Source organism: Lysinibacillus capsici, from assembly GCF_003367505.1.
GTDB lineage: Bacteria > Bacillota > Bacilli > Bacillales_A > Planococcaceae > Lysinibacillus > Lysinibacillus capsici.
Window position 1 is genome coordinate 15458 of record NZ_PXXX01000018.1, and the last position, 21438, is coordinate 36895.

Genomic DNA, 21438 nt, shown 5'->3' on the forward strand with positions numbered 1-21438 from the left:
TAGTATAGCGGACAATCAAATTACTAGACAAATCTTATGTATAAAGAAAAGCCTCGAAAACTGTTCGAGGCCATCTGGAAGTAACAATTATTGCTCGGTTGGATACATGTTTGTATAGAGTAACTCTAATCTTTTAGAGAGCTTCCCATAGGCTGTTTGCCATGCTTTACGTGCAGCATCATTACTGCTCCCTGCTGGTTCGTATATAGCATGCACCTCTTCAACCTTCTTCAAATCACCCTCTGCTTGCGTGAGCTTCGAATAATTTTTAACAACCTTCTTATCAGCATCACTCAGAGCATCATAGGCTTTACGGATTTCACTTACTTTCTCCTGTAAACCATTGATATATTCACCTTTTACAAGAAGTGAATTGATGGATTCAATTAATGACAATGCATTTTCATTCGTTTGCTGTTGTCCTTTTTGCTTATCAATGATCAATTGTCTAGTTCCTGCATCAATCAGGCTCACTTGTTTAGATGTAAGCTTTTCATATGCCTTGATCACAGTGCTGGGATTTGAAGCAAAGGATTTCTCATAGGTCTTCATAAAGCTTTCCACTTTTTTCACTTCTGCAAGCGCAGTTTTTAAAATATCATAGTTCGTAATCAGTTTTTTCTCACTTGAACTAAGGCTACTATATTGTGTAGAAAGATTTTTAATACGTTCAATCGTTACGACATAGAGATTATTGGAAACAATTGTGGCAATATCATTATTTAGCTGTGTAATTTTCGATGCATTTTCATCTATATTTTGATTTTTTAATAAAGCTTCATATTGTTCTTTTGCTAAATGCTGCTGATTCGCAGGTAATTTCGCATAAGCTTTTTGCACTGATTCAATTTTTTTAGCCTTTTTCGCAGCATCTGTTTCTTCTCTAGCAGTCTGTATTTTTTTATAAAATGATTTTACTCCTGTAATATCCTTATTTGCTGCTGTTAATAAATAATAATTTGTCACGTATTTTCTTGCAGCTGAAGACAATTTTTTATAGGATTCAGAAGCTGTATTAACAGCGGTTTCTAATTGATTGAATGAATATTTCGTAACATCCGCAAATTTGGCTATATCCGCCTTTAACGCCTCTGCTGCTGCTTTATCAGTAGGCACTTTACCATTGCCATCAACTGAAATCTTTGGCGTGTTTAGTAAAAATTCTTCAGCATTATATACAAGTGATTGCTGTAAATTTGTAAGATTATTATAAGCTTTTAAAGTACTTGTATAGCTTGAATTAAGTTTACTTTCCGTTACACCAGTTGTTGCAGATAATTTTTGATAGGCATCCATATCTTTAATTACTTTTTCAGCTGCTTTTAAATCTTTCTGTAAGGTAACAAGACTATCGTAGCCATTAATTTGTGCTGCGGAGGCTTTTGTTAAGCTCTTATATTCCTTGATCATTTGATTAACATTATTGACATGACTTTGCCATGAACCAGCAGACGGATTGAACGGATAAACATCATCGCTAATATAGCTATCTATAACATTATTTAAATTTATAATTTGGCTTTCTTCTGCACGTTCTGCTGTAGTCAAACGCTGCACATACACATCTGGCACTAATTTTAATTGTTTATACGTTAATTTTTCATAGGCTGTACGGATTGATTTAGCAGTCGTCACTTGTTTATTAGGCGTACTATTTGTAGCTAATTTATCAAATGATTTAATGAATTGCTCGACCTTTTTAATATCCGATTTAGCCTCAGACAAAATTGCTTGGTTTTGAACAGCGGCTCGGTAGCTTTGTGATAATTTCTCAATATCCGCTTCGATTGTCTTCACGCTCGCTTGTAAGGAATCAACATCCGAAGCTACATATTTCACAAGTGAATTCTCATAAGATAATAAATTAATAATAGCTTGATTGAGTTTTCTGACTTCTTTTATCTCTTCAAGATCATTTGGCTCGTTTAATAGTTTTTTAATGCTCGTATATAGGGTCTCATCTACATCTAAGCTACGCTGTAACAGATCTAGCTTATTATAAGCCTCTTCTAGTTCCTTTATTTCTTTTTCATTACTAGTCTCTATTTTGCTCCATTTTTCATTTAACTTAGTTATTAATTCAACATCAGCAAGTGCTCGCTTTAAGACATCATAATTAGACACATTACCTTTAGCTGCCGCTGATAAGGATTGATAGTTTTTTTCTAGTTCCGCAACTTTAGCACTAAATTCTGCTAAGCTTGATACATTGTATTTATTATCATTGACCAGTAAAGCTTTAATCTCTTTCGTTAAAGTATCAGTGGGTTGTTTAGAGACTGTGATGGTATCAGATAGTTTAGATTCCGCAAAAGAAAGACCCACTTTTGCTTTGACAGTAACAGCAATATTTTTAATATCCTTTTCAATGGCATCCTTCGGAATCGTATATGTACTACCTGCAGCTCCCTCTATGATAGTAAAGGAGTTATCGCCTAATTTATAAAACCATTGATAACTATATGTAATTTGATCACTTTGCAATTTTGCACCATTCTTATCAGTTACAGTAATACCAGCCACTTTCACTGTTTCTCCCGGTGCTACAAAACCAGCGGATTGACCTTCTAACGTTGGAATGGTGATATCGAGCTCTAATGGCTGAATAGTGCGCGGTGCACTTTTAAATTTTTTACCGTCTGTCGTAGTTGCTTCCACAAAAATGCTTTTTCCAGCTGCTTCAACGGGCACTTTTAAGGAAATAGATGTTGCTCCAGAGATGGGCTTATTTGTTGAACCCTCTTCACCAGTAATTTCCTCTAGATAATACCATTGATAGGCATTGACGATTGTATCATTTGGTAATTTTTCTACTTTTAATGTTGCATTGACAATATTTTCTCCAGTGACTGAAACTGTTTCGGCCGCACCTGCTACAGTGGGAACGATAAGTGCAACAGGAATAGCTGCTGCTGTTAAAAATAATTTTTTATTCAAATCTATTGACCTCCTCAATCCTTCTCCTGAATTATATCGGTCATATGGCCATAATTTCCTTGAATATTAGGTAAATACTCTAAAAAGTGTATTTTTTCCTGATTTACTATTTACCAAATAATATTTTTTTGATAACGTTTTATCATTTTTGATTATAAATAAATACTTTTCAAACAAAAGCCTTCTAACCCACATTCGTAGCCTCTACGAAGAGATTAAAAGGTATTAAAAAAATATATGCACTTATGCTTCCGCTTCATCTGGTTATCCTCGTATCATATAAGTTGGTCGGGTCAGGGTCTTATAGGTATAGGGATTCGTATGTTGGGTTTCACTTACTTGGATACGAATCGTCATCCCTTCTCCTACTTTGCTATCTAATGCGAATTTCCCATTAAAAGCTTGAACGCGCTCCTGCATGCCTTGTATGCCCATAGAATCGGCAAGTAGAATATCATCTATATTACAACCCACACCATCATCGCTATACAAAATTTGGAATCCCTCTTCGGTGCCCAATAAATGTATTTCAACTGTATTAGCATAGGAATGTTTTAACGCATTGTTTAATAATTCTTGAAACAGTCGATAAATCATTAAATTTAAACGCTCATCCTCTAAATAGAGGCGGTCAATCGTATATATCAAAACAAAATTAGCCCGTTTATGAATTTTCTGTATTAATTTTTCAAGGGCTGCATTTAAGCCCAATGTATCTAATAGAGGTGGCTTTAAGTTTTCGCAGTAGCCCCTCAAATCATTCAGAGAGATAATCATATGTTCATGAAGCTTTATAAGTTTAGATGGGATCTCCTCTTTTTCTTTGGTATGCATGAGGACATCCATTTCCCTTGCAATGTGCAGTTGTTCTTGTAAAATCGTATCATGAAGTTCCTGTGCTAACTGATATTTTTCTTCCTCGAACCTTAGCCAGAGTAATTTATTGAGCCATGGTAGCTGTCGATTATCAGCTTCTTTCATATGCTTTAACTGATTTAAAAGCTCCTCAACCATTTTTGTGTTTTCGATAAAATTATTTAAATAGAGCAGTAATAATTCTAGCCATAGCAGTTCCTCGTCCTTGAGATAAATCGTTTTATTATGATCCACAACAAGGATTCGTTTATAGTTCACATCCTGATGAATAAAGGCGATATAGAAATGATCTGTCTTCTTTATATCTCCCAAGCCTAATCGTTCGACTAGTACCTCATCTATTTGATGCTGCGTGTATTCTTTTGATTTATTTGTTAAGGTAACTTGATGTGTTTGAAAATCATATGTGAGCACATACACACTTTCCATTTCAAGCTGAACCACAACCTCTTGTACAAATTTCTCCAATAAGTCCTCAATCTTCACCACTCTACCAATACTCTCAACGGTCGTATACAAGCGGTGGATGTAGTCGCCTTTTGTAGAAAATAAAATTTTCCGCTTACGATAATCAATCCGCTCTTTAATGTAGAACAACGCCATTAACGATAGAAAGGCAAAAAAGAAAATCTCTGTCATGCGCGAAACTGATAAATCTGCAAATAAATATAAACCGATTAACAGCCATATCGTAAAGCCAAATGAGAAATTAAAATAATAACGCAATCGAGAAATGAAATACTCCATATCAAAAATACGTTCAGTGAGTTGTGTAAAAATGAAGCTGAATGGAATTAGTAAAAGAAATATGGAACTTATATCTGCCGAAAGAATTTGCCTATGAAAAAAAGTCTCAGGTAACGCATATAGAAATAAGAAAGGTATAAATGGAATAATAATACTACTAATAAGTATTTTAAGTTTTGGCACTCTATATATAATATAACTAATAATCATAATGCTAAGAATGGCTACTAGTAATAAGAAAAATATGCCCAAAATAATACTTGAAACTAGAGAATGAATGTCGTCAAAGACTATACCGAAGATACTTAGAATTACTACAGTTAGAGGAAGTATATATAATACCTTAATATTTTTTAACAACGGCCATTTTATATTCAGAAAGCTAAAATACTCTTTTAAAAAATGTAATAAAAGAACTAGGCAGAGTAGCATACTACCGCGATTAACAATAATTCCAAAATTATTTAAGATACCAGAGGCACCTAAGCTTACATATGCTAATGATACAGTTAATATAAACAATATCAATAAATCCAATAATGGCGTATTTCTTTGTTTAAAATATAAATACAATGAAATCATTAAAGTTAAGAAAAAGTAACACGTTGGTACTATAAATACAAAATAAAAATACTCAGGAATAGCTAATGGTTTTATTTGGATGTGAACCAAATTCCCATTAGGTTGCATTATGGTTAAACTCTTTGCTTCCCTGATAATATATTCACTTTTTATAAATGGAATGTCGTTTATTTTATTTCCATCGATTTTTACTACATTATCTCCAGGAGTTATTTGTCGTTCTGCTGCCCAGTCTTTATAATAAAAATCCGTTACAAGCCATTGTTCATTCTCTTTTTTTATTTTTATACCTAAAAATGAAGTGCTATAAGTAATAAATAATAAATAAACACCCAACATTAAATAGATACTTATAGCACTCAAAAACCATTTTTCTTTTATTTTTAATTTTAGTTCCACAGTCCCCACTCAGGACCTAACTTTTCTTCAAAAGAATCTAATATTGCTTTTTGTTCAAGTTCTGTTACACCAATGAGAGAAGCTTTTTTTTCTTTTAACAATGTCACTAACGTCGGATTTTGCTCTAAATACTGAATCATGTTAATCATTAAAATCGCCTCATTTCTTCATTTTTTTAGTTTATAGTCACTATTTTTTGCCAATAATTCCTCTTAATAAGGAATTATTAACCATTTATGTAACTATATTTTCATTATACTACCTCTCTCCAATAATTCAACATAATTTTCTAAAAAATTCAAAAAATAATAGATTACGTAATAATTTTGCTTTATTTTCAATTATTTTTCTCCAAAAATAGACATAAAAACAAATGAAAAGCTCCTTCCTTCTAGTAGGAAGAAGCTTTTCATTTTTCTCTTTTGCTAATACTGACACCCTTCTTGTAGCCACTTGTAGAAATCACAAGTAATCAATGTTGCATGCTCTGGGTTCATATCACCACTATCTACTGCTAAAACACGATAATCCTCTGCCTTTATGTTCATTAAAAAGACCATTCCTCCACTATCATCACCAATTGCAATATAGCCTTTTGCATATTCCTCCACTTCCCAAGTCTGGTTTCTTTCTATTACTTCCTCTGTACCATAAATGAACACGCCATTCGTAAACGATAAACCGTTACTTTCCTTTAATACAAGTGTATACGCACTCGGAAGTTGGCAATTCAGCCTATGTTCTATGTGTACAATTTGGTGATCTGTTGCTGGTAGATTAGCTGTATAGCTATTATGTATAGGTAACATGTCGTCACCGTCCTTTCCAATAAACTTTTTTACGTCTGCGCTGCACAAAATTCATAAAACGCCAGGATTAAGGCATCAACCTTTTGTTTACTGACAATTTTACCTAACCATTCTTCTGGAATATTGTCCAACTGTTTATACATTCCCGCGATCGATCCTGTAATTGCTGCAACGGTGTCCGTATCTTCTCCTAAATTAACTGCCATCAGAATCGCTTCTTTAAATGTTGTAGAATTACCTACACACCAAATAGCGGCTTCTAGTGAATGAACAATATAGCCACTCGATTGAATCTCGTCTTCAGGCGTATTTAAAAAGTTTTCATGAAAAATCCTTGCATAAGCATTTAACTCTGCTTTCATTTCATTTTGTAAATTATTTTGAAGTAGTTCAAAGACCTCTTTTAAGGCCACTTCTAGTGAATTATTTCGGTATAAGCTTAATAATAGTTCAATGTAAATGATGGACCCTACTATAGAACGTGGGTGACCATGAGTAATCTCTGTATACTGATGAACTAATTCTTTTCTTTTAGTAAAATCTACCTCATGCATGACAACGAATACTAAAGGAGCAATTCTCATTAACGTACCATTGCCATTATCAAACTCGCCCGTTTTACCACATTTTGCTGGCGGAACACCTTTTTTATAGTTCGAAACGGCTTCAGCTGTAGTAATTCCAATATCAAACATTTCGCCAAATGGTGTGAGATAGCCCTGCTCCATGTATTGTACAAATTTATTCATTAATGTTTTGGTATCCCCATTTTCAATAATGTTCTCGACCAGGCAGAGTGTTAAAGAAGTATCATCAGACCAAGTACCAGGTGGCTGATTGTAAGTACCGTACCCCATCACATCTTGCACATGGAAAGTCCCTCTTTGTTTAAACTCAACAGGTACGCCCATTAGATCACCGATAATCCCACCGTATAAAGTGTCAAACACCCGCTCCCTCAATTTTGTATCTACCATAGATGCCACCCCTAGCTTTAATTTAATTTATCACAATTCAAAAACAGTACATTTAATTTTATAATAAATCAATTCCTCATTTATTATTTTTTCGATCTCTCTCCAATCTCCTCCAGCTAAACCTGAACCAATTTTAGGCATCTGTATCGATAATCTATTTTTTAAGGCAAACCTCGCAACTTTTCTTAAACATAAACGAAGCACATTATAATCAATATAGGCTGTACGATCTTTATCATTTTTCCTCACACCATGCTGTGCAAGCATATTGGCAACAAAAGTAGCTTTCTGCTGGTCTACACATACAAACTGAACCTCTCCTAACCCAAAAGTTTCTTTATCCTTCGACCATTTTACATAATCATTTTTAGCAATAGGGAATTGCTTTGATAAAGATAAAACAAAGCCTTTTCCCCATTTTCCTAAAATATTGACTACATGAATAATGAGTGTATGTTCTTCTAAAGGAAGAGATGCATCGCCCTTTAAGTAGTTTATTGGAGATTTGTTAGCTACAATTCCCTCCTGCCATTTGTTCTCAAAATCTAATCTTGTAATAGGTACACTATCGCTTACATCTAAACTATCGATATGTCCGTCATACAATAAAAATCCAATATCTTCGTTCCAATCGTGCAATGATGAAGAACAGTACATATCGTTTTTTATTATATTGATCTGCCTAGTTGCAACGCCATCATCAAATTCTGTATATAATTGACCATAACCTTTTAAAAATTCAATATTATCACATTTATAGTATAATAGACTATTACCAAAATTGATATCTTCTTCCATCACTTTACCCCCTTAATAGAACCAACCTAACCCTATCATATTTTTGTGCTTAATAAGGTGCAAAGATTTTATTAATTATACTTTCGATTGTAGATAGTTAGGCACTAACTCTAAGTCCTTAAATTGAATCCCTTTAAGATGGAATTTTTCACAGATTTAAATTTTTCTGAACAAAACAGGTATCTTCCCAGTTTAAATCGTTTAATGGAAATAAATCAAGATCAGAGTCTTTTAACACCAATCTTATATACTTATCAACGAAACTTCCATCAACTTTTAATTTTGCATTACTTGACACTTCTCTTGTAAGATACTCAGATTTTCATAATCAATTGAAGATTCGTTTAGCCTGTAATTTAAGATGCAAAAAAACCGCTCACATAAACGTGAACGGTTTTGTAGACTATGCTTTTTGATAACGAAGCACTGGTGTACGAGCAGCACGAGTTTCGTCTAGACGAGATACGACTGTTGTATGAGGTGCTTCTTGAACGATTGATGGATTTTCTTCTGCTTCTTTCGCAATTTGAATCATTACATCACAGAATGCATCTAACGTTTCTTTAGATTCTGTTTCAGTTGGCTCGATCATCAACGCCTCTTCCACATTTAATGGGAAGTATGTTGTTGGTGGATGGTAGCCAAAGTCTAACAGACGTTTTGCGATGTCTAATGTACGAACGCCTAGTTTCTTCTGACGACGACCTGATAAGACAAATTCATGTTTACAGTGACGGTTATATGGTAGATCGTAGAATGGCTCTAAGCGACGCATCATGTAGTTGGCGTTTAATACAGCATATTCTGTAACAGCTTTTAGACCATCAGGACCCATTGTACGAATGTACGTATAAGCACGAACATTGATACCAAAGTTACCATAGTAAGGTTTTACGCGTCCGATTGATTGTGGACGATCGTAGTCAAAGTGGTATGTGCCTTCTTCAGTTCTTACTAATACTGGTTTTGGTAGGAATGGAATTAAATCTGCTTTTACACCTACTGGACCAGAACCTGGACCACCGCCACCATGTGGGCCTGTAAATGTTTTGTGTAGATTTAAATGCACACAGTCAAAGCCCATATCGCCAGGACGTGCTTTACTCATTACAGCATTGAGGTTCGCACCATCATAGTACACTTTACCGCCTACAGAGTGAATTAGCTCTGCCATTTCGATAATGTTTTCTTCAAACAACCCTAGTGTATTCGGATTCGTTAACATTAGAGCTGCTGTATCAGAACCTACTACTTTGCGAAGGTCTTCGATATCAACTAAGCCATTTTCATCTGATTTAACAGTGATTGTTTCAAAGCCTGCTACTGTCGCAGATGCTGGGTTTGTACCGTGAGCTGAATCAGGAACGATTACCTTGTTACGGTGACCTTCACCATTTGCTTCATGGAAGGCACGAATCATCATTAACGCTGTCCATTCACCATGAGCACCTGCTGCTGGTTGTAATGTAACTTCATCCATCCCAGTAATTTCCACCAAAGAAGTTTGAAGATCATAAAGAAGCTCCATTGCCCCTTGTGCTGTTGATTCATCCTGTAATGGGTGAACATTTGCAAAGCCCGAAAGACGTGCAACTGTTTCGTTAATTTTCGGATTATATTTCATCGTACAAGAGCCAAGGGGATAGAAGCCAGAGTCTACTCCATGGTTTCTACGAGAAAGTGCTGTATAATGACGCATAATATCAAGCTCAGACACTTCAGGTAGTTCTGCTGCCTCTGAACGTACTAAGTTTGCAGGTAATAAATCTGCTAGGTCTACCTCAGGCACATCTAGTGCTTCTAAACTATAGCCAACGCGACCTTCTTTTGAAATTTCAAAAATGAGTGATTGATTTTCGTTATGCATTAAGAGCCCCCATTTCTGCAACAAGTGCATCAATTTCTTCTTTCGTGCGTAATTCAGTTACTGCGATTAGCACATGATTTTTAAGAGAGTCATAATTTTGACCTAAAGGATAGCCACCGATAATACCCTTTTCGATTAAGCCTTTATTGATTTCCTTCACACATTTATTCGTTTTCACAACGATTTCATTGAAGTGTGCACCTTGGAATGCTACTGTAAAACCTGCTGCTTCAAAGGCATTTTTTGCATAACGTGTTTTCTCGATATTTTGAGTAGCCATTTCACGAATTCCTTGTTTTCCTAGAGCTGTCATCGCTACAGAAGCTGCAAGTGCAAGTAGTGCTTGGTTCGAGCAAATATTGGAAGTTGCTTTATCACGACGGATATGTTGTTCACGTGCTTGTAGTGTTAATACGTATCCACGACGGCCTTCACCATCCACTGTTTCACCAACAAGACGTCCTGGAACCTTACGCATCAATTTTGTTGTCACTGCAAAGAAACCACAGTGTGGGCCCCCGAAGGCTTCAGAAATACCAAATACTTGCGCATCACCTACACAAATATCAGCACCAAGCTTGCCAGGAGGCGTTAAAATTCCTAATGCCAATGGGTTAGAAGATACAACGAGTAAGCTTTTTGCAGCATGTGCAATATCCCCGATCACTTGGATATCTTCCACTTGTCCAAAGAAGTTTGGATATTGTGCAATAACAGCTGCTGTGTTGTCATCGATTAACTCTTTTAATGCATCCACATCTGTCACACCATCTTTTTGCGGGATAGTCACGATATCAATGGATTGACCATATGCATATGTAGCAACAACATCGCGATATTCTGGGTGCACTGCTTCTGACACTAAAATTTTCTTGCGACGCGTATGACCAGCTGCCAACATACCCGCTTCTGCCAATGCTGTACCACCGTCATACATAGAAGAGTTAGCAAGATCCATCCCCGTTAGCTCAGCAATCATCGTTTGGAATTCAAAGATGGCTTGTAGCTCACCTTGTGAAATCTCTGGCTGATATGGTGTATAAGCTGTATAGAATTCTGAACGAGAAATAACATGGTCTACGATCACTGGTTTATAGTGGTTATACACACCTGCACCTAAAAATGATACGTTGGCATTTGTGTCCTTATTTTTAGCAGCAAGTGCCGTTAACTCTTTTAATAACGCAGATTCTGATTTTGCTTCTTTAATATCATAAAGGCCTTTAAAACGGACTTTCTCAGGAATATCCTCAAATAACTCATCGACTGAGGATACACCGATTACGTCTAACATTTCTTTTTGATCTTGCTCCGTCATAGGTAAATAACGATGTTTCATAAATGTAGGTCCCTCTTTTCAACTATTATTTTGAACGCTTGTAAAACGGTGTTTCTACTGTTATTACCTTTAAGTGTTTACCGCGAATTTCAATTTCTAGCTCAGTTCCGATTGTTGCGAATTGACTGTCAATTAATGCGTGACCAACATTACGTTTTGATGAAGGAAGCTGTGTACCAGTTGTCACTTCACCGATTTCTTGACCATCCTTAAACACTTTGTAGCCATGGCGTGGAATGCCTTTATCAATCATTTCAATGCCTACAAGTTTGCGTGGTAGACCATTTTCCTTTTGAGCTACTAATGCTTCATGACCAATGAAGCCTTCTTTATTTAATTTCACAGCGAAACCAATACCAGCCTCTAGAGGAGAAATTGTTGCTGATAGCTCTTGACCATATAGTGGTAGCCCCGCTTCAAAACGAAGTGTATCACGACATCCTAGTCCAGCTGGAACCACACCTTTTTCTTGACCTGCCTCTAAAATTTTACCCCAAAGCGCTTTGATGTCTTCTGGAGCGCCATATAATTCAAAGCCATCTTCACCTGTGTAGCCACTGCGAGACACTAATACTTTATGTCCTGCAACCTCCACATTCTCTTGGAAGCGGAAAAATTTAATGGCACTTACATCAGTCGAAGTAAGGGATTGAAGAACTTCTTCTGCTAGTGGTCCTTGAAGAGCAATTTGTGCGTAGGCATCCGATTGGTTATCAATCGTCACATCATATTGATGTTGATTTTCCATCATCCAATCATAGTCTTTTTCAATGTTAGCTGCATTGACACATAATAAATAGTGATTGTCAGCTAATTTATATGTTAATAAATCATCAACAACGCCACCATCTTCGTAGCACATTGCCGTGTACTGCGCTTGACCGTCAACAATTTTTGATACATCATTTGATAAAAGATTTTGTAAAAAACCTAATGCATCGGGACCTGTTACTAAAATCTCTCCCATATGTGATACATCAAATAAGCCTGCACGATTACGTACTGCATCATGTTCTTCTTTAATAGAAGAGAATTGAACAGGTAATTCCCATCCACCGAAGTCAACTGTTTTTGCACCATATTTCGCGTATTCTTCAAATAGAGGTGTACGTTTTAATTCATTCGACATTCTTTTTTGCCCCCTTATTGTTAGTTACATTTTTACTGGTAGTAGTTCGTCTGCTTTTTGTATTCCTACAGTCACTTAAGTAAAACGGGCTATAGACATAAAAAAAGACAGACGAACCCCTTTTCGGGATTCTCTGTCCTTGCACCTGAAAGTTACACCAGACTGGCTCGCAAGCTTTACCGTTGCCAATCAGTCGGCTTTCCCCTTTGGTGGCTGTTATTGTTATACTACAGCTCTCTCCAGAGTTGCGTCTTGTACGAGTCCTTTTACCTGAGAGATTCATAGCCCATTGCTACTTGCTCCTTCGGTGACGTCTACACGCTCTCTCCCCGCACAATCATCCGCCCAAGATAAATCTTGGTACTATTTAGTATTCAATGAACATTTAGTTACTTATTTGTCTATATCCTAACATTAAATGCATTGGAAAGGCAATCATTTTTTAAAAGATAATAAAACACGAACATTAAATAAAAATAAGCTACTTATCGTTCGTTTTTCAATCTTTTCACTTGAAATACTAAATACTCTAGAATTTGGCGAATCGTCCTACCTTCTGTCAGTACCTGAATATGACCTGCATCACGGTAAAACTTCCTTCTGTAGTGATACAGACTTTCTAGCTCCTCCTTTGTAGAGCTCTGTACAATGGGTCTATTTGGATCATGCTGAACTCGTTTATAAATATCCTCAAACGACGCATCTAAAAAAAACACCAGTCCACTGCGTCTCATAATTTTTCGATTTTCAGCATTGATGGCAACGCCACCACCAGTCGAAATAATACAGGCCTCGTCCCTAAAATTTTTCAAAAATTCTGTTTCTATTTCTCGAAAGTGGGCCTCACCGTATTTTTCAAAAATCTGTGGAATTGTCATCCCCTGCTGACGTACAATCTCATGATCCATATCGTAATATGGCATCTTCAATAAATAGCTTAAACGTCTTCCTAATGCACTTTTTCCACTACCCATAAAACCAACTAAATATATTTTTCGCAATTCGATTCACCTTCTTATAACTACGATTCTACACTGTCTGACAAAATTTGTCCCAATAAATTTATCGTAGCTCGAACATTCAATTTTTCTAGCCCATCATATGTTCGATACTGCATTTCATAAGACATATAATACGCAAGAACAAAAGTAGTTACAAAAAATAATAATGCAATTGCGATCAAAAAAATAGCCCCTCTGTCATTTTTCAATAATTGGCACATAAAAGGCTCGCTCCTTTTGAATACCACTAGCCATTTCAACAGCTACCGTCAGCTTATTTTCGGAATAGCTAAATTGACATTTATTGATTCCTATTAGCATAGGAACATGTCCACCCTTTACCTGCTCACGAATAATATTCGAGTAGCAATCAATATGATGGAGCGTATTAGCTGTTTGGAAAGTTATTCTTTTTTGATCTTCACGAATGGAAAAGGTGGAAATATCTTTTAGAGAGAGGTTCAAGTCAGAAACAAATAGTTCCCACTTTGTTTGTTCATCTATTAGCATAGTTGATTTCATTTCAGCAAACCAAAGTATTATAAGAACAAAAAAATGAGAAATAAGCACAAAAACGACTAATTGAAACATAGCTTCTATTAATGTATAGCCTTTTTCATTCATGCACTTCACCTGTCACTTGGATACATTTTTGGCGTGGCTCCTGTAAATTTTGAAATTGGACACAAACTTGTTGTTCGTCAACTATCCAATGATAAGCAACCTGTTCAATGGTCCGAGAGCCCTCTGTTACTTGAATCGCATGGTACTGTTTTAAACCTTCGTATGCTGTTTCAGCTGCAATTAGCTCCATTTTTTTATTAGCAAGATTTGTTTTCATCGTATAGGTAATGGGGATTAACGAGGTACAAAGCAGCATCAAAATACCCACACCTAAAATAGTTTCTACAAAAGAATAGCCTGACTCATTCAATCCTAGCTCTCCCTCGCCCTAATGTTATGATTACTTTTTTCTTGCCCTGTGGTGTTTTAAATGCCATGGTGCCTGCTGTCATCACATTGCCGCTATAGTTATAGACAAGTGTTTGAATTGAACTCTCAGCTGGCAAAAATTCAACCCCCTTTGGAAAAGAGCGTTCATATAAATGAGTATAAATATCTTTTTGAATAGTATAACGATTTGTTGAACCTTCCATTTTCAGGGCTATATATTGTCGTTGGCTCATACTATAGGTTTGAATATATTGAATATCCAGTTGTAATTGCGTAAAAAATCGTTCTAATTCCTTGGTTTCTGCTATTTTCAATGAGAATTTACTAACAATCGCTGTTAAACTCATAACAAGAAATAAGACAACCAGCATTTCAAGAATTGTAAAACCACCGTTTTTATGAACATTCATTAGCTATCCGTACCTGTTTCCAAGTTGACATTGGCTGGACGTACCTCTCCCTCATTAGTAATCACTATTTCTTCTTTATTTGGGCAGGTTGTTTCATTTTCCTTTAAATAGCCCTTTGCCACTAAATCCTCTAAGGTAGGATAAGCCATATAATCTACACGATACGCCTCTACTTGACCTTGTACCATGCTTATATAAGCCGTACAGCCTTTCTTATCTATTGTGGCGAAATGCTTTGTAACATTTGGGATTGTAATTAAAATAAGAATAGATATAATTAACAAAACTATAAGCATCTCAATTAAAGTAAAACCAGCTTGTTGGTTAAGACGTTTCATCATCTTCCTCCTAAACTAATTCAATCATGTGATAGATGGGTAATAATAAACTGATATAAGCCGCTATTATACAAGCAGCTATAAGGATAAAGAAACTTGGCTGCACAAAAGCTAATATTTTTTGCAAAAGCTGTTCCTGCTTTTCCATTAATAAATCGCTATACAATACTAACTCTTTTCCTAAATATCCGCTGTGCTCGCCATGCTCAACGAACATCGGAAAATCCTTTTGAAAAACGGCCATGATCGTTACCGCCTGTGTGAGTGATTCTCCAAAGATGACTCTATCTTTTATACGCTGTGAAAGAACTTGAAGAAATGGTTGTAGTTGCTGTTCCTCTAATAGCTGTAGGCTTGCTTGTAATGAAAATCCACTTTGTAGTAAGCTTCCTAAATAAGCAGCAAATTGCCTTGTCAAAGTCAACCTAAAATAGCGTTGTATAAAGGGGATTTTTAATAAGACTGTAAGTTGATGAGCAACAGCTTGTCGTTTAAGATAGAATCGAAAAAGGAATATGCTACCTATTACTATGAACATGGTCGAGATAACTACATCTGGAACATGCAATAACAGATTGGACAATGCAATGCTTGTCTCTTCTGTTTCAGAGGTACGACTGCCGACCATTCTTTCAATGTTCGGCAAAAAAAATGTACGAAACACAAAAAGTAATAACAATAAAAAGATAATCAGTGTGACAGGATAGATCAGCAGCTTGATTAACTTTTTTTTAGTCTTTTCACTTACTGTTATCTGTTTACCTACACCTTTAAATGCTTCTATCATGTGGCCATTGTTTTCCGCCACCTTAATTGCCATTAAATAATGATTCCCTAGCTGTAATGTTTCAAATATCCCTGCAACGCCTACTCCTTGTCTGAGCTTTTCATCAATTTGCTGCTGTATGTCCTCATGTGCTTCAATATGATGAGGTAGTAGCATGGAAATAGCTTGGGGAAATAAATATCCTTCCTGCATTAATACACATAAACGATTGAAAAGCTGAGCTTGCTCCTTTACCCGCCATTTCGTAGCCCGATTATAAAAAAGAACAATTTTATCGATGTATGTTTGTAACTGCATATAGGCTCTCCACTAATTCTTTTTGTCCCATTAATGTTAAATCATAAGGAAGTTTGTAATTGCCCTTATCTTTGATGGCGGTGATGGCTCTTGATAGATGGTCATCATGTAATATCTCAAAGATAGCTCGACGTTCTTCATGTATAGCTGAGGTTTGAACAAGCATTTGGGCAACTATACCGATAACCGTTTGACGAAGCTCCTCTATCGACACACCTAAATCCATTAAACGATAGAGACAATTAATGGAGTCTTTTGCATGAATAGTGGAGACAACTAAATGCCCTGTTAGAGAGGCTTGGATGGCAATATTTGCTGTTTCTCTATCGCGAATTTCACCAATCATAATGACATCAGGTGAATGGCGCAAAATGGCTTTTAATCCTGCAGCATATGTAACGCCTGCTCGCTCGTTGACTTGAATTTGAAGTAAATTGGCTTGGCTGTTTTCTACAGGATCTTCTAAAGAAATCACATGTCGATTCAATTCTGTGGAACAGTAGTGGATGAGGGAATAGAGTGAAGTAGACTTGCCAGAGCCGGTTGCTCCCGTAAAAAACAGAAGACCTTGTCGGTTTTGTACCAGCTCCATGAGTTGGTAAGCTGCGCTTTTGGAAAAGCTTAGGGAAGTTAGTGGAAATGCATGATTTTGGAGAAGTAAACGAATAATTAAGCTTTCTTTTAAAAATACAGAAGGCAGTGTGGATACACGAAACGAATAAGAATTTTGCTCCATTGCCTTTTGAAAGGCACCGCTTTGAGGTTTACGACGCTCACTAATATCTAATTCTGCAAGAAATTTATAGTAAGAGATCATTCTTTCTGCAAGTTCATGAGGTAGCTCACCAGCGTGGAGAAGTTTATCATATTTTCGAAAATAGATCCGATATTTTATGTTTCCTGGAACTAGCAATAAATCGGATGCTCCAAAATGATAGGCCTTTAGTAAAAGTTGCTCACATTTTTGTTCGACAACTGTTTCAAAATTCTGCATGTATGCACCTCTCTTTTAGTTCATTCGAATATGACCGCTCTATTCGTTATTTCCTAGTATAAGGAGGAACTCGCCACGAGAAAAGCCCTTTTCAGAAAATAAAAATTTATAAGTTAATTTTCTACCAATAATGTTTTTTGCTATAAAAATGTGGATAAAGTGCAATTTTCCACTAAAAAAGAATATAAATACATGAAAAAATTAATATTTATGCCGAAATGAACTGTATCTTTTTCAATAATACAATATAATAGTATCAACATGATTATTTTCCTAACACTTGGTAGACGAACATAATTTTTATAATTAATTAAAGAGGTGAAGCTCATGATCCATCCATTAAAAATTACTAGTACACTAGCGGATGAAACAAGATACTCTATTTATGAGTACATATTGCAAGAGAAAAAAACAGTTACTGTACAACATATTGCTGATAAATTCGGTATCCATCCAAACGTTGCTCGACTTCATTTAACGAAGCTTTCAGAAATAAATATTATTACAGCTGACTATGTAAAAACAGGTAAAGGTGGCAGACCCGGACGTGTTTATAAAGCTTCAGAAAAAGGCGTATCTCTTACTTTTCCAAGACGTGATGAAGATCGTTTATTAAAATGGACGATACAATTAATTGAAGACTTTGGTCCATCTGCATTAACAAAGTGCCAGGAAATTAGCTACCAAGACGGCTATCAGCAAATGAAAAATTATATGAGTGCTGAATTGACATTAAGTAATTCTCTTTCCTTCGATGAAAAACTTCAGCTATTAACGGACAATGCCGCTTTAATTGGCTATATTCCACAGATTCAACAAACTGAGCAAGGAAAAAAAGTTATCTTCTCCATCTTCAATTGTCCATTCCAGGAGCAACTGACAGCCTATTCTGAAATTGTTTGTTCATTACATGAATCCTATTTAAAAGGGCAATTAGATGCATTGTTTACGAACAATGAATTTGTGCAAATGGAAAGTATGATACATAATTGCGATTTATGTAAATATGAAATAAACGTGACAGAAATCGATAGCTAAATTAAAAATCCATTTGTTTGTCACAAACATGGAGAAGTTCCAGTTTACAGACACCTTTCCTATCATTTATAATGAGTAAGAGATTATTGTGTCGTGGGCAAAAGGAGGGGAAATTTCATGGATAATATGTATAAAGTTATGGCATTCTGGACAGGTATTTTTGCCGTTATGTTCTACCTTGGAGGTATGAACGAGGTATCGCTATTATTCTTAGGTAATACAGGTTTATTCTTATTATTAGGCTTCTTAAACCTTTCAGAACGTATGTACATGTACATTTTCGGAGCATATTTAACTGTATTCTTCGCTGGCTTCACGTACTATACAACATTCATTCACGTACCTGGTGGCGGTCATTAATACAAACAAAATCGCGTATCTCACTTTCGGTGAGATACGCTTTTTTATGTGCTAAAACAGTTTATTATCCATGTTTTAAAATCCATTTAAAAAAGGATTTGTCTCCATTTCTGCGCCTACCGTTGTATAATTACCGTGTCCAGGATAGATAATAGTATCCTCAGGTAATGTCAACAGTTTATTATGGATAGATTCCAATAAAATTTTGGTTGATCCACCTAATAGATCTGTACGTCCTACACCTTGTTCAAATAACGTATCTCCCACGATGGCAAAACCGTCATTTTCAAAGATATAAGAAATACTCCCCGGTGAATGCCCAGGTGTAAAAACAGCTTGAAACACAAAATTACTCATTTCAATTTGCTGTTCTTTTTTGATAATTGTATCTTGCGCTGGTGCAGCTACCCTATAATCTGGTAATGCAGGATATTTACTAGAGCCATTCTTCGTTGGATCTTCTAGCCAACTAACTTCCTTTTCATGAATCCATACAGGAACGTCAAATACCTCACGCACTGCATCTACTGCCCCTATATGATCAAAATGGGCATGTGTTAAAAAGATAGCAAGAGGTTTTAAGCCGTTGCTACGGATTGTTTTAATTAGACGCTCCGCCTCTTCACCTGGATCAAATACGATACATTCTTTTTCTTTATTCGATACGATATAGCAATTCGTTTGGACGGGACCAAGAGAATAACTTCGTACGTTCATCATAGTTATCACCTCAACTTCTTATTATACAGGCTTTGCCACAATTTGACGATAAATGTTCATAGTTTACAGTATTTTAGTCCTCGACAAAAACAAGTAGAACGTTTACAATTAAGGAGGAATATTGTTTGCGACATTCATTTTCTGATGTCGAAAGGAGTGTCTATTTTTAATGAACTTATTAATGGTTATTTTTGGTCTAGTAGCGATTTTAGCTGTATTTGGTACATTCCAAGCAATTAAAGAAAAGAACCTATTAAGCGTTGTTTTCAACTTATTAAGTGCTGCTGTATTCGGATGGTTCGTCATCATGACGATTGTTCACAGCGGTTACCCACCAAAATTACACTAAAATTCAGACAGAAAAAGAGCAGTCTCTTCGGAGATTGCTCTTTTTTGTCTATTATTACTTATTGAATTGAAGAAACCGCTTCTTGCCGATTTGTAGAACATCATTATTCATTAATACTTGTGATATGTCATCCATCGCCATTTTTTCTCCATTCAAGGATACTCCTTTTTGCTTGATTACCCTCAAAAACTCACTCTTACTTTGAATAAAACCCATTGCCACTAGTTGTGGAATGATATCCACGATTCTTTCCTTATCAATTTCTAAGAGCAGTATAGGAATGTTTTTCGGTATTTCCTTTTTTTGAAATGCTGCTTCAAAATAAACTCTTGCTTCCTCCACTGCTGTAGATCCATGGTATAAAGCCGTTATAATTTCTGCTAATAGGAATTTCAAATCGCGGGGATTCTCTCCCTTTTGTAGTCTATCTTGAATAGCCTGCACTTGTAGTGGATGCTCATCTGTTGCTAATTCGAAATATTTGATAATTAAAGTATCTGGTACTTCCATCACCTTTTTAAACATAATCTCAGGTGCTTCATTGATGCCAATATAATTACCTAAACTCTTACTCATTTTTTCAATACCATCTAACCCCTCTAGTAAGGGCATAAAAATAGCAATTTGTTTTTCTAATCCTCGATGCTTTTGTAAGGTGCGTCCCATTAAAATATTGAACGTCTGATCCGTTCCACCTAACTCTATATCTGCCTCAAGTTCTACTGAATCATATGCTTGCATAAGTGGGTAGAAAAACTCATGTATACCAATTGGGATGTGCTGCTGGTAACGTTTCTGAAAATCCTCGCGCTCTAGAAGTCGAGCAACAGATGTTGTGGCTGCTAGCTTGATGACTTCTTCAAAGGACAGCTTCGCTAACCATTCACTATTAAAACGAACCGTTGTCTTGTTCGGATCTAGTACTTTAAAAATTTGCTCACAATAAGTTTGGGCGTTTTTCTTCACTATATCGTCATTTAAGGCTGTTCGCCCCTTAGCTTTACCTGTAGGATCGCCAATTCGTCCTGTAAAATCACCGATAACAATAACTGCATGATGGCCTAAATCTTGCATTTGCTTGATTTTCCGTAGAACAACCGCATGACCTAAATGAATATCTGGTGCGGACGGATCGAGCCCTAGCTTAATCGTTAAAGGTCGCTGTTCTTTATACGATCGCTCTAATTTTTCAAATAAATCCTGTTCATCAACGATCTTGTTAGCACCCTTCTTGATAATCGCTATTTGCTCCTTTGGTGTTAAAAACATACGAAACATCTCCTTGTAATATTAAATATTAATATTGCAAGTTCTATAAGAGTAAATGGGGTACCGATTTTGTTTACAAGGCTTTAATAGCTTTACACCTTTATGCTTAGAAGGCATAAAAAAACGCCTTTAGGAAATTCCTAAAGGACGTAGATAAACGTGTTACCACCTTTTTTTCGAGAGCTATTCACATAGCTCTCCTCAACAAGTACAGCCATAGCGATACTTTTGCAATGATTACGGATGCAACCCCGTCGTAGCCTACTATAGTTTCGGTACGCAGCTCCAAGATGTATTCACTTTAATATCCCCTTGCGCCTCTCAACAACCGGCTACTCTCTGTCAGTTCCATTAAAGTTACTCGTTCTTTTCGATGCCTTTCACTCTTATACTCCGAAATGCGAAAAACAAATCTTCGTTATGCAGATATTTACACTTATTATAATCATATCTTGCTATTT

22 protein-coding genes, 1 riboswitch and 1 other annotated feature are annotated in these 21438 nt (G+C 36.0%); of the genes, 3 read left to right on the plus strand and 19 right to left on the minus strand.

Going from position 1 to position 21438, the window contains the following annotated elements:
* Window positions 1-87 precede the first annotated feature (87 nt).
* The 17 genes from C7B89_RS15655 to comGA form a co-directional block, all read right to left on the minus strand.
* Window positions 88-2937, minus strand: a complete 2850-nt coding sequence (locus C7B89_RS15655; RefSeq protein ID WP_115674077.1) for a hypothetical protein — start codon at window positions 2935-2937, stop codon at window positions 88-90.
* 264 nt (window positions 2938-3201) lie between these two features.
* Window positions 3202-5481, minus strand: coding sequence for an ATP-binding protein (locus tag C7B89_RS15660; protein ID WP_112118808.1), 2280 nt, complete (start codon window positions 5479-5481; stop codon window positions 3202-3204).
* Window positions 5482-5531: 50 nt separating this feature from the next.
* Window positions 5532-5690: a competence pheromone ComX gene (comX, locus tag C7B89_RS15665; protein WP_048392269.1), complete on the minus strand. Its 159-nt coding sequence runs from the start codon at window positions 5688-5690 to the stop codon at window positions 5532-5534.
* A 276-nt stretch (window positions 5691-5966) separates the two neighbouring features.
* On the minus strand, window positions 5967-6350 hold the full coding sequence (locus tag C7B89_RS15670) for an SMI1/KNR4 family protein (RefSeq protein WP_115674078.1): 384 nt from the start codon (window positions 6348-6350) through the stop codon (window positions 5967-5969).
* A 29-nt stretch (window positions 6351-6379) separates the two neighbouring features.
* On the minus strand, window positions 6380-7327 hold the full coding sequence (locus C7B89_RS15675; protein WP_115674079.1) for an ADP-ribosylglycohydrolase family protein: 948 nt from the start codon (window positions 7325-7327) through the stop codon (window positions 6380-6382).
* Between the two features lie 30 nt (window positions 7328-7357).
* Window positions 7358-8125: a macro domain-containing protein gene (locus C7B89_RS15680; RefSeq protein ID WP_115674080.1), complete on the minus strand. Its 768-nt coding sequence runs from the start codon at window positions 8123-8125 to the stop codon at window positions 7358-7360.
* Between the two features lie 403 nt (window positions 8126-8528).
* On the minus strand, window positions 8529-9992 hold the full coding sequence (gene gcvPB, locus C7B89_RS15685) for an aminomethyl-transferring glycine dehydrogenase subunit GcvPB (protein ID WP_048392265.1): 1464 nt from the start codon (window positions 9990-9992) through the stop codon (window positions 8529-8531).
* A complete protein-coding gene (gene gcvPA, locus C7B89_RS15690) occupies window positions 9985-11331 on the minus strand; it encodes an aminomethyl-transferring glycine dehydrogenase subunit GcvPA (RefSeq protein WP_115674081.1) in 1347 nt (448 codons plus the stop codon). The genes gcvPB and gcvPA overlap by 8 nt, the downstream gene beginning before the upstream one ends.
* A 25-nt stretch (window positions 11332-11356) precedes the next feature.
* On the minus strand, window positions 11357-12460 hold the full coding sequence (gcvT, locus tag C7B89_RS15695; protein ID WP_054549144.1) for a glycine cleavage system aminomethyltransferase GcvT: 1104 nt from the start codon (window positions 12458-12460) through the stop codon (window positions 11357-11359).
* Window positions 12461-12708: 248 nt separating this feature from the next.
* Window positions 12709-12801, minus strand: a riboswitch (glycine riboswitch).
* Between the two features lie 144 nt (window positions 12802-12945).
* Window positions 12946-13461, minus strand: a complete 516-nt coding sequence (locus tag C7B89_RS15700) for a shikimate kinase (RefSeq protein ID WP_004231053.1) — start codon at window positions 13459-13461, stop codon at window positions 12946-12948.
* A gap of 20 nt (window positions 13462-13481) precedes the next feature.
* On the minus strand, window positions 13482-13643 hold the full coding sequence (locus C7B89_RS15705) for a hypothetical protein (RefSeq protein ID WP_225340350.1): 162 nt from the start codon (window positions 13641-13643) through the stop codon (window positions 13482-13484).
* A gap of 16 nt (window positions 13644-13659) precedes the next feature.
* The gene (gene comGF, locus C7B89_RS15710; protein WP_115674082.1) at window positions 13660-14085 is read right to left on the minus strand and encodes a competence type IV pilus minor pilin ComGF; all 426 of its coding nucleotides are present in this window, start codon (window positions 14083-14085) and stop codon (window positions 13660-13662) included.
* Window positions 14078-14395: a hypothetical protein gene (locus C7B89_RS15715; protein WP_115674083.1), complete on the minus strand. Its 318-nt coding sequence runs from the start codon at window positions 14393-14395 to the stop codon at window positions 14078-14080. The genes comGF and C7B89_RS15715 overlap by 8 nt, the downstream gene beginning before the upstream one ends.
* Window positions 14388-14825 carry a competence type IV pilus minor pilin ComGD gene (comGD, locus tag C7B89_RS15720; protein WP_048392261.1) on the minus strand — a complete coding sequence of 146 codons (438 nt, stop codon included), beginning with the start codon at window positions 14823-14825 and terminating at the stop codon, window positions 14388-14390. Before comGD ends, C7B89_RS15715 begins: the two co-directional genes overlap by 8 nt.
* Window positions 14825-15163, minus strand: a complete 339-nt coding sequence (gene comGC / locus C7B89_RS15725; protein ID WP_048392260.1) for a competence type IV pilus major pilin ComGC — start codon at window positions 15161-15163, stop codon at window positions 14825-14827. Before comGC ends, comGD begins: the two co-directional genes overlap by 1 nt.
* A 10-nt stretch (window positions 15164-15173) precedes the next feature.
* Entirely contained in the window at window positions 15174-16247 is a 1074-nt protein-coding gene (gene comGB, locus C7B89_RS15730; RefSeq protein WP_115674084.1) for a competence type IV pilus assembly protein ComGB, read from the minus strand.
* Window positions 16222-17241 (minus strand): competence type IV pilus ATPase ComGA, encoded by a 1020-nt coding sequence (comGA, locus tag C7B89_RS15735; protein WP_112118243.1) that lies wholly within the window; start codon window positions 17239-17241, stop codon window positions 16222-16224. Before comGA ends, comGB begins: the two co-directional genes overlap by 26 nt.
* A 327-nt stretch (window positions 17242-17568) precedes the next feature.
* Here comGA and C7B89_RS15740 point away from each other — a divergent pair, with 327 nt between their 5' ends.
* Complete coding sequence (locus C7B89_RS15740) at window positions 17569-18279, plus strand: helix-turn-helix transcriptional regulator (protein WP_048392257.1); 711 nt, start codon at window positions 17569-17571, stop codon at window positions 18277-18279.
* Window positions 18280-18396: 117 nt separating this feature from the next.
* Window positions 18397-18639, plus strand: a complete 243-nt coding sequence (locus C7B89_RS15745; protein ID WP_004231035.1) for a DUF2626 family protein — start codon at window positions 18397-18399, stop codon at window positions 18637-18639.
* Between the two features lie 75 nt (window positions 18640-18714).
* Here the strand turns inward: C7B89_RS15745 and C7B89_RS15750 are convergent, their stop codons facing one another.
* The gene (locus tag C7B89_RS15750; RefSeq protein ID WP_115674085.1) at window positions 18715-19359 is read right to left on the minus strand and encodes an MBL fold metallo-hydrolase; all 645 of its coding nucleotides are present in this window, start codon (window positions 19357-19359) and stop codon (window positions 18715-18717) included.
* Between the two features lie 169 nt (window positions 19360-19528).
* Here C7B89_RS15750 and C7B89_RS15755 point away from each other — a divergent pair, with 169 nt between their 5' ends.
* Window positions 19529-19708: a DUF2759 domain-containing protein gene (locus C7B89_RS15755; RefSeq protein WP_004231029.1), complete on the plus strand. Its 180-nt coding sequence runs from the start codon at window positions 19529-19531 to the stop codon at window positions 19706-19708.
* A gap of 54 nt (window positions 19709-19762) precedes the next feature.
* Here the strand turns inward: C7B89_RS15755 and tyrS are convergent, their stop codons facing one another.
* Window positions 19763-20977 carry a tyrosine--tRNA ligase gene (gene tyrS / locus C7B89_RS15760; RefSeq protein ID WP_115674086.1) on the minus strand — a complete coding sequence of 405 codons (1215 nt, stop codon included), beginning with the start codon at window positions 20975-20977 and terminating at the stop codon, window positions 19763-19765.
* Window positions 20978-21117: 140 nt separating this feature from the next.
* Window positions 21118-21360 (minus strand) — a binding site (T-box leader).
* Window positions 21361-21438: the final 78 nt, after the last annotated feature.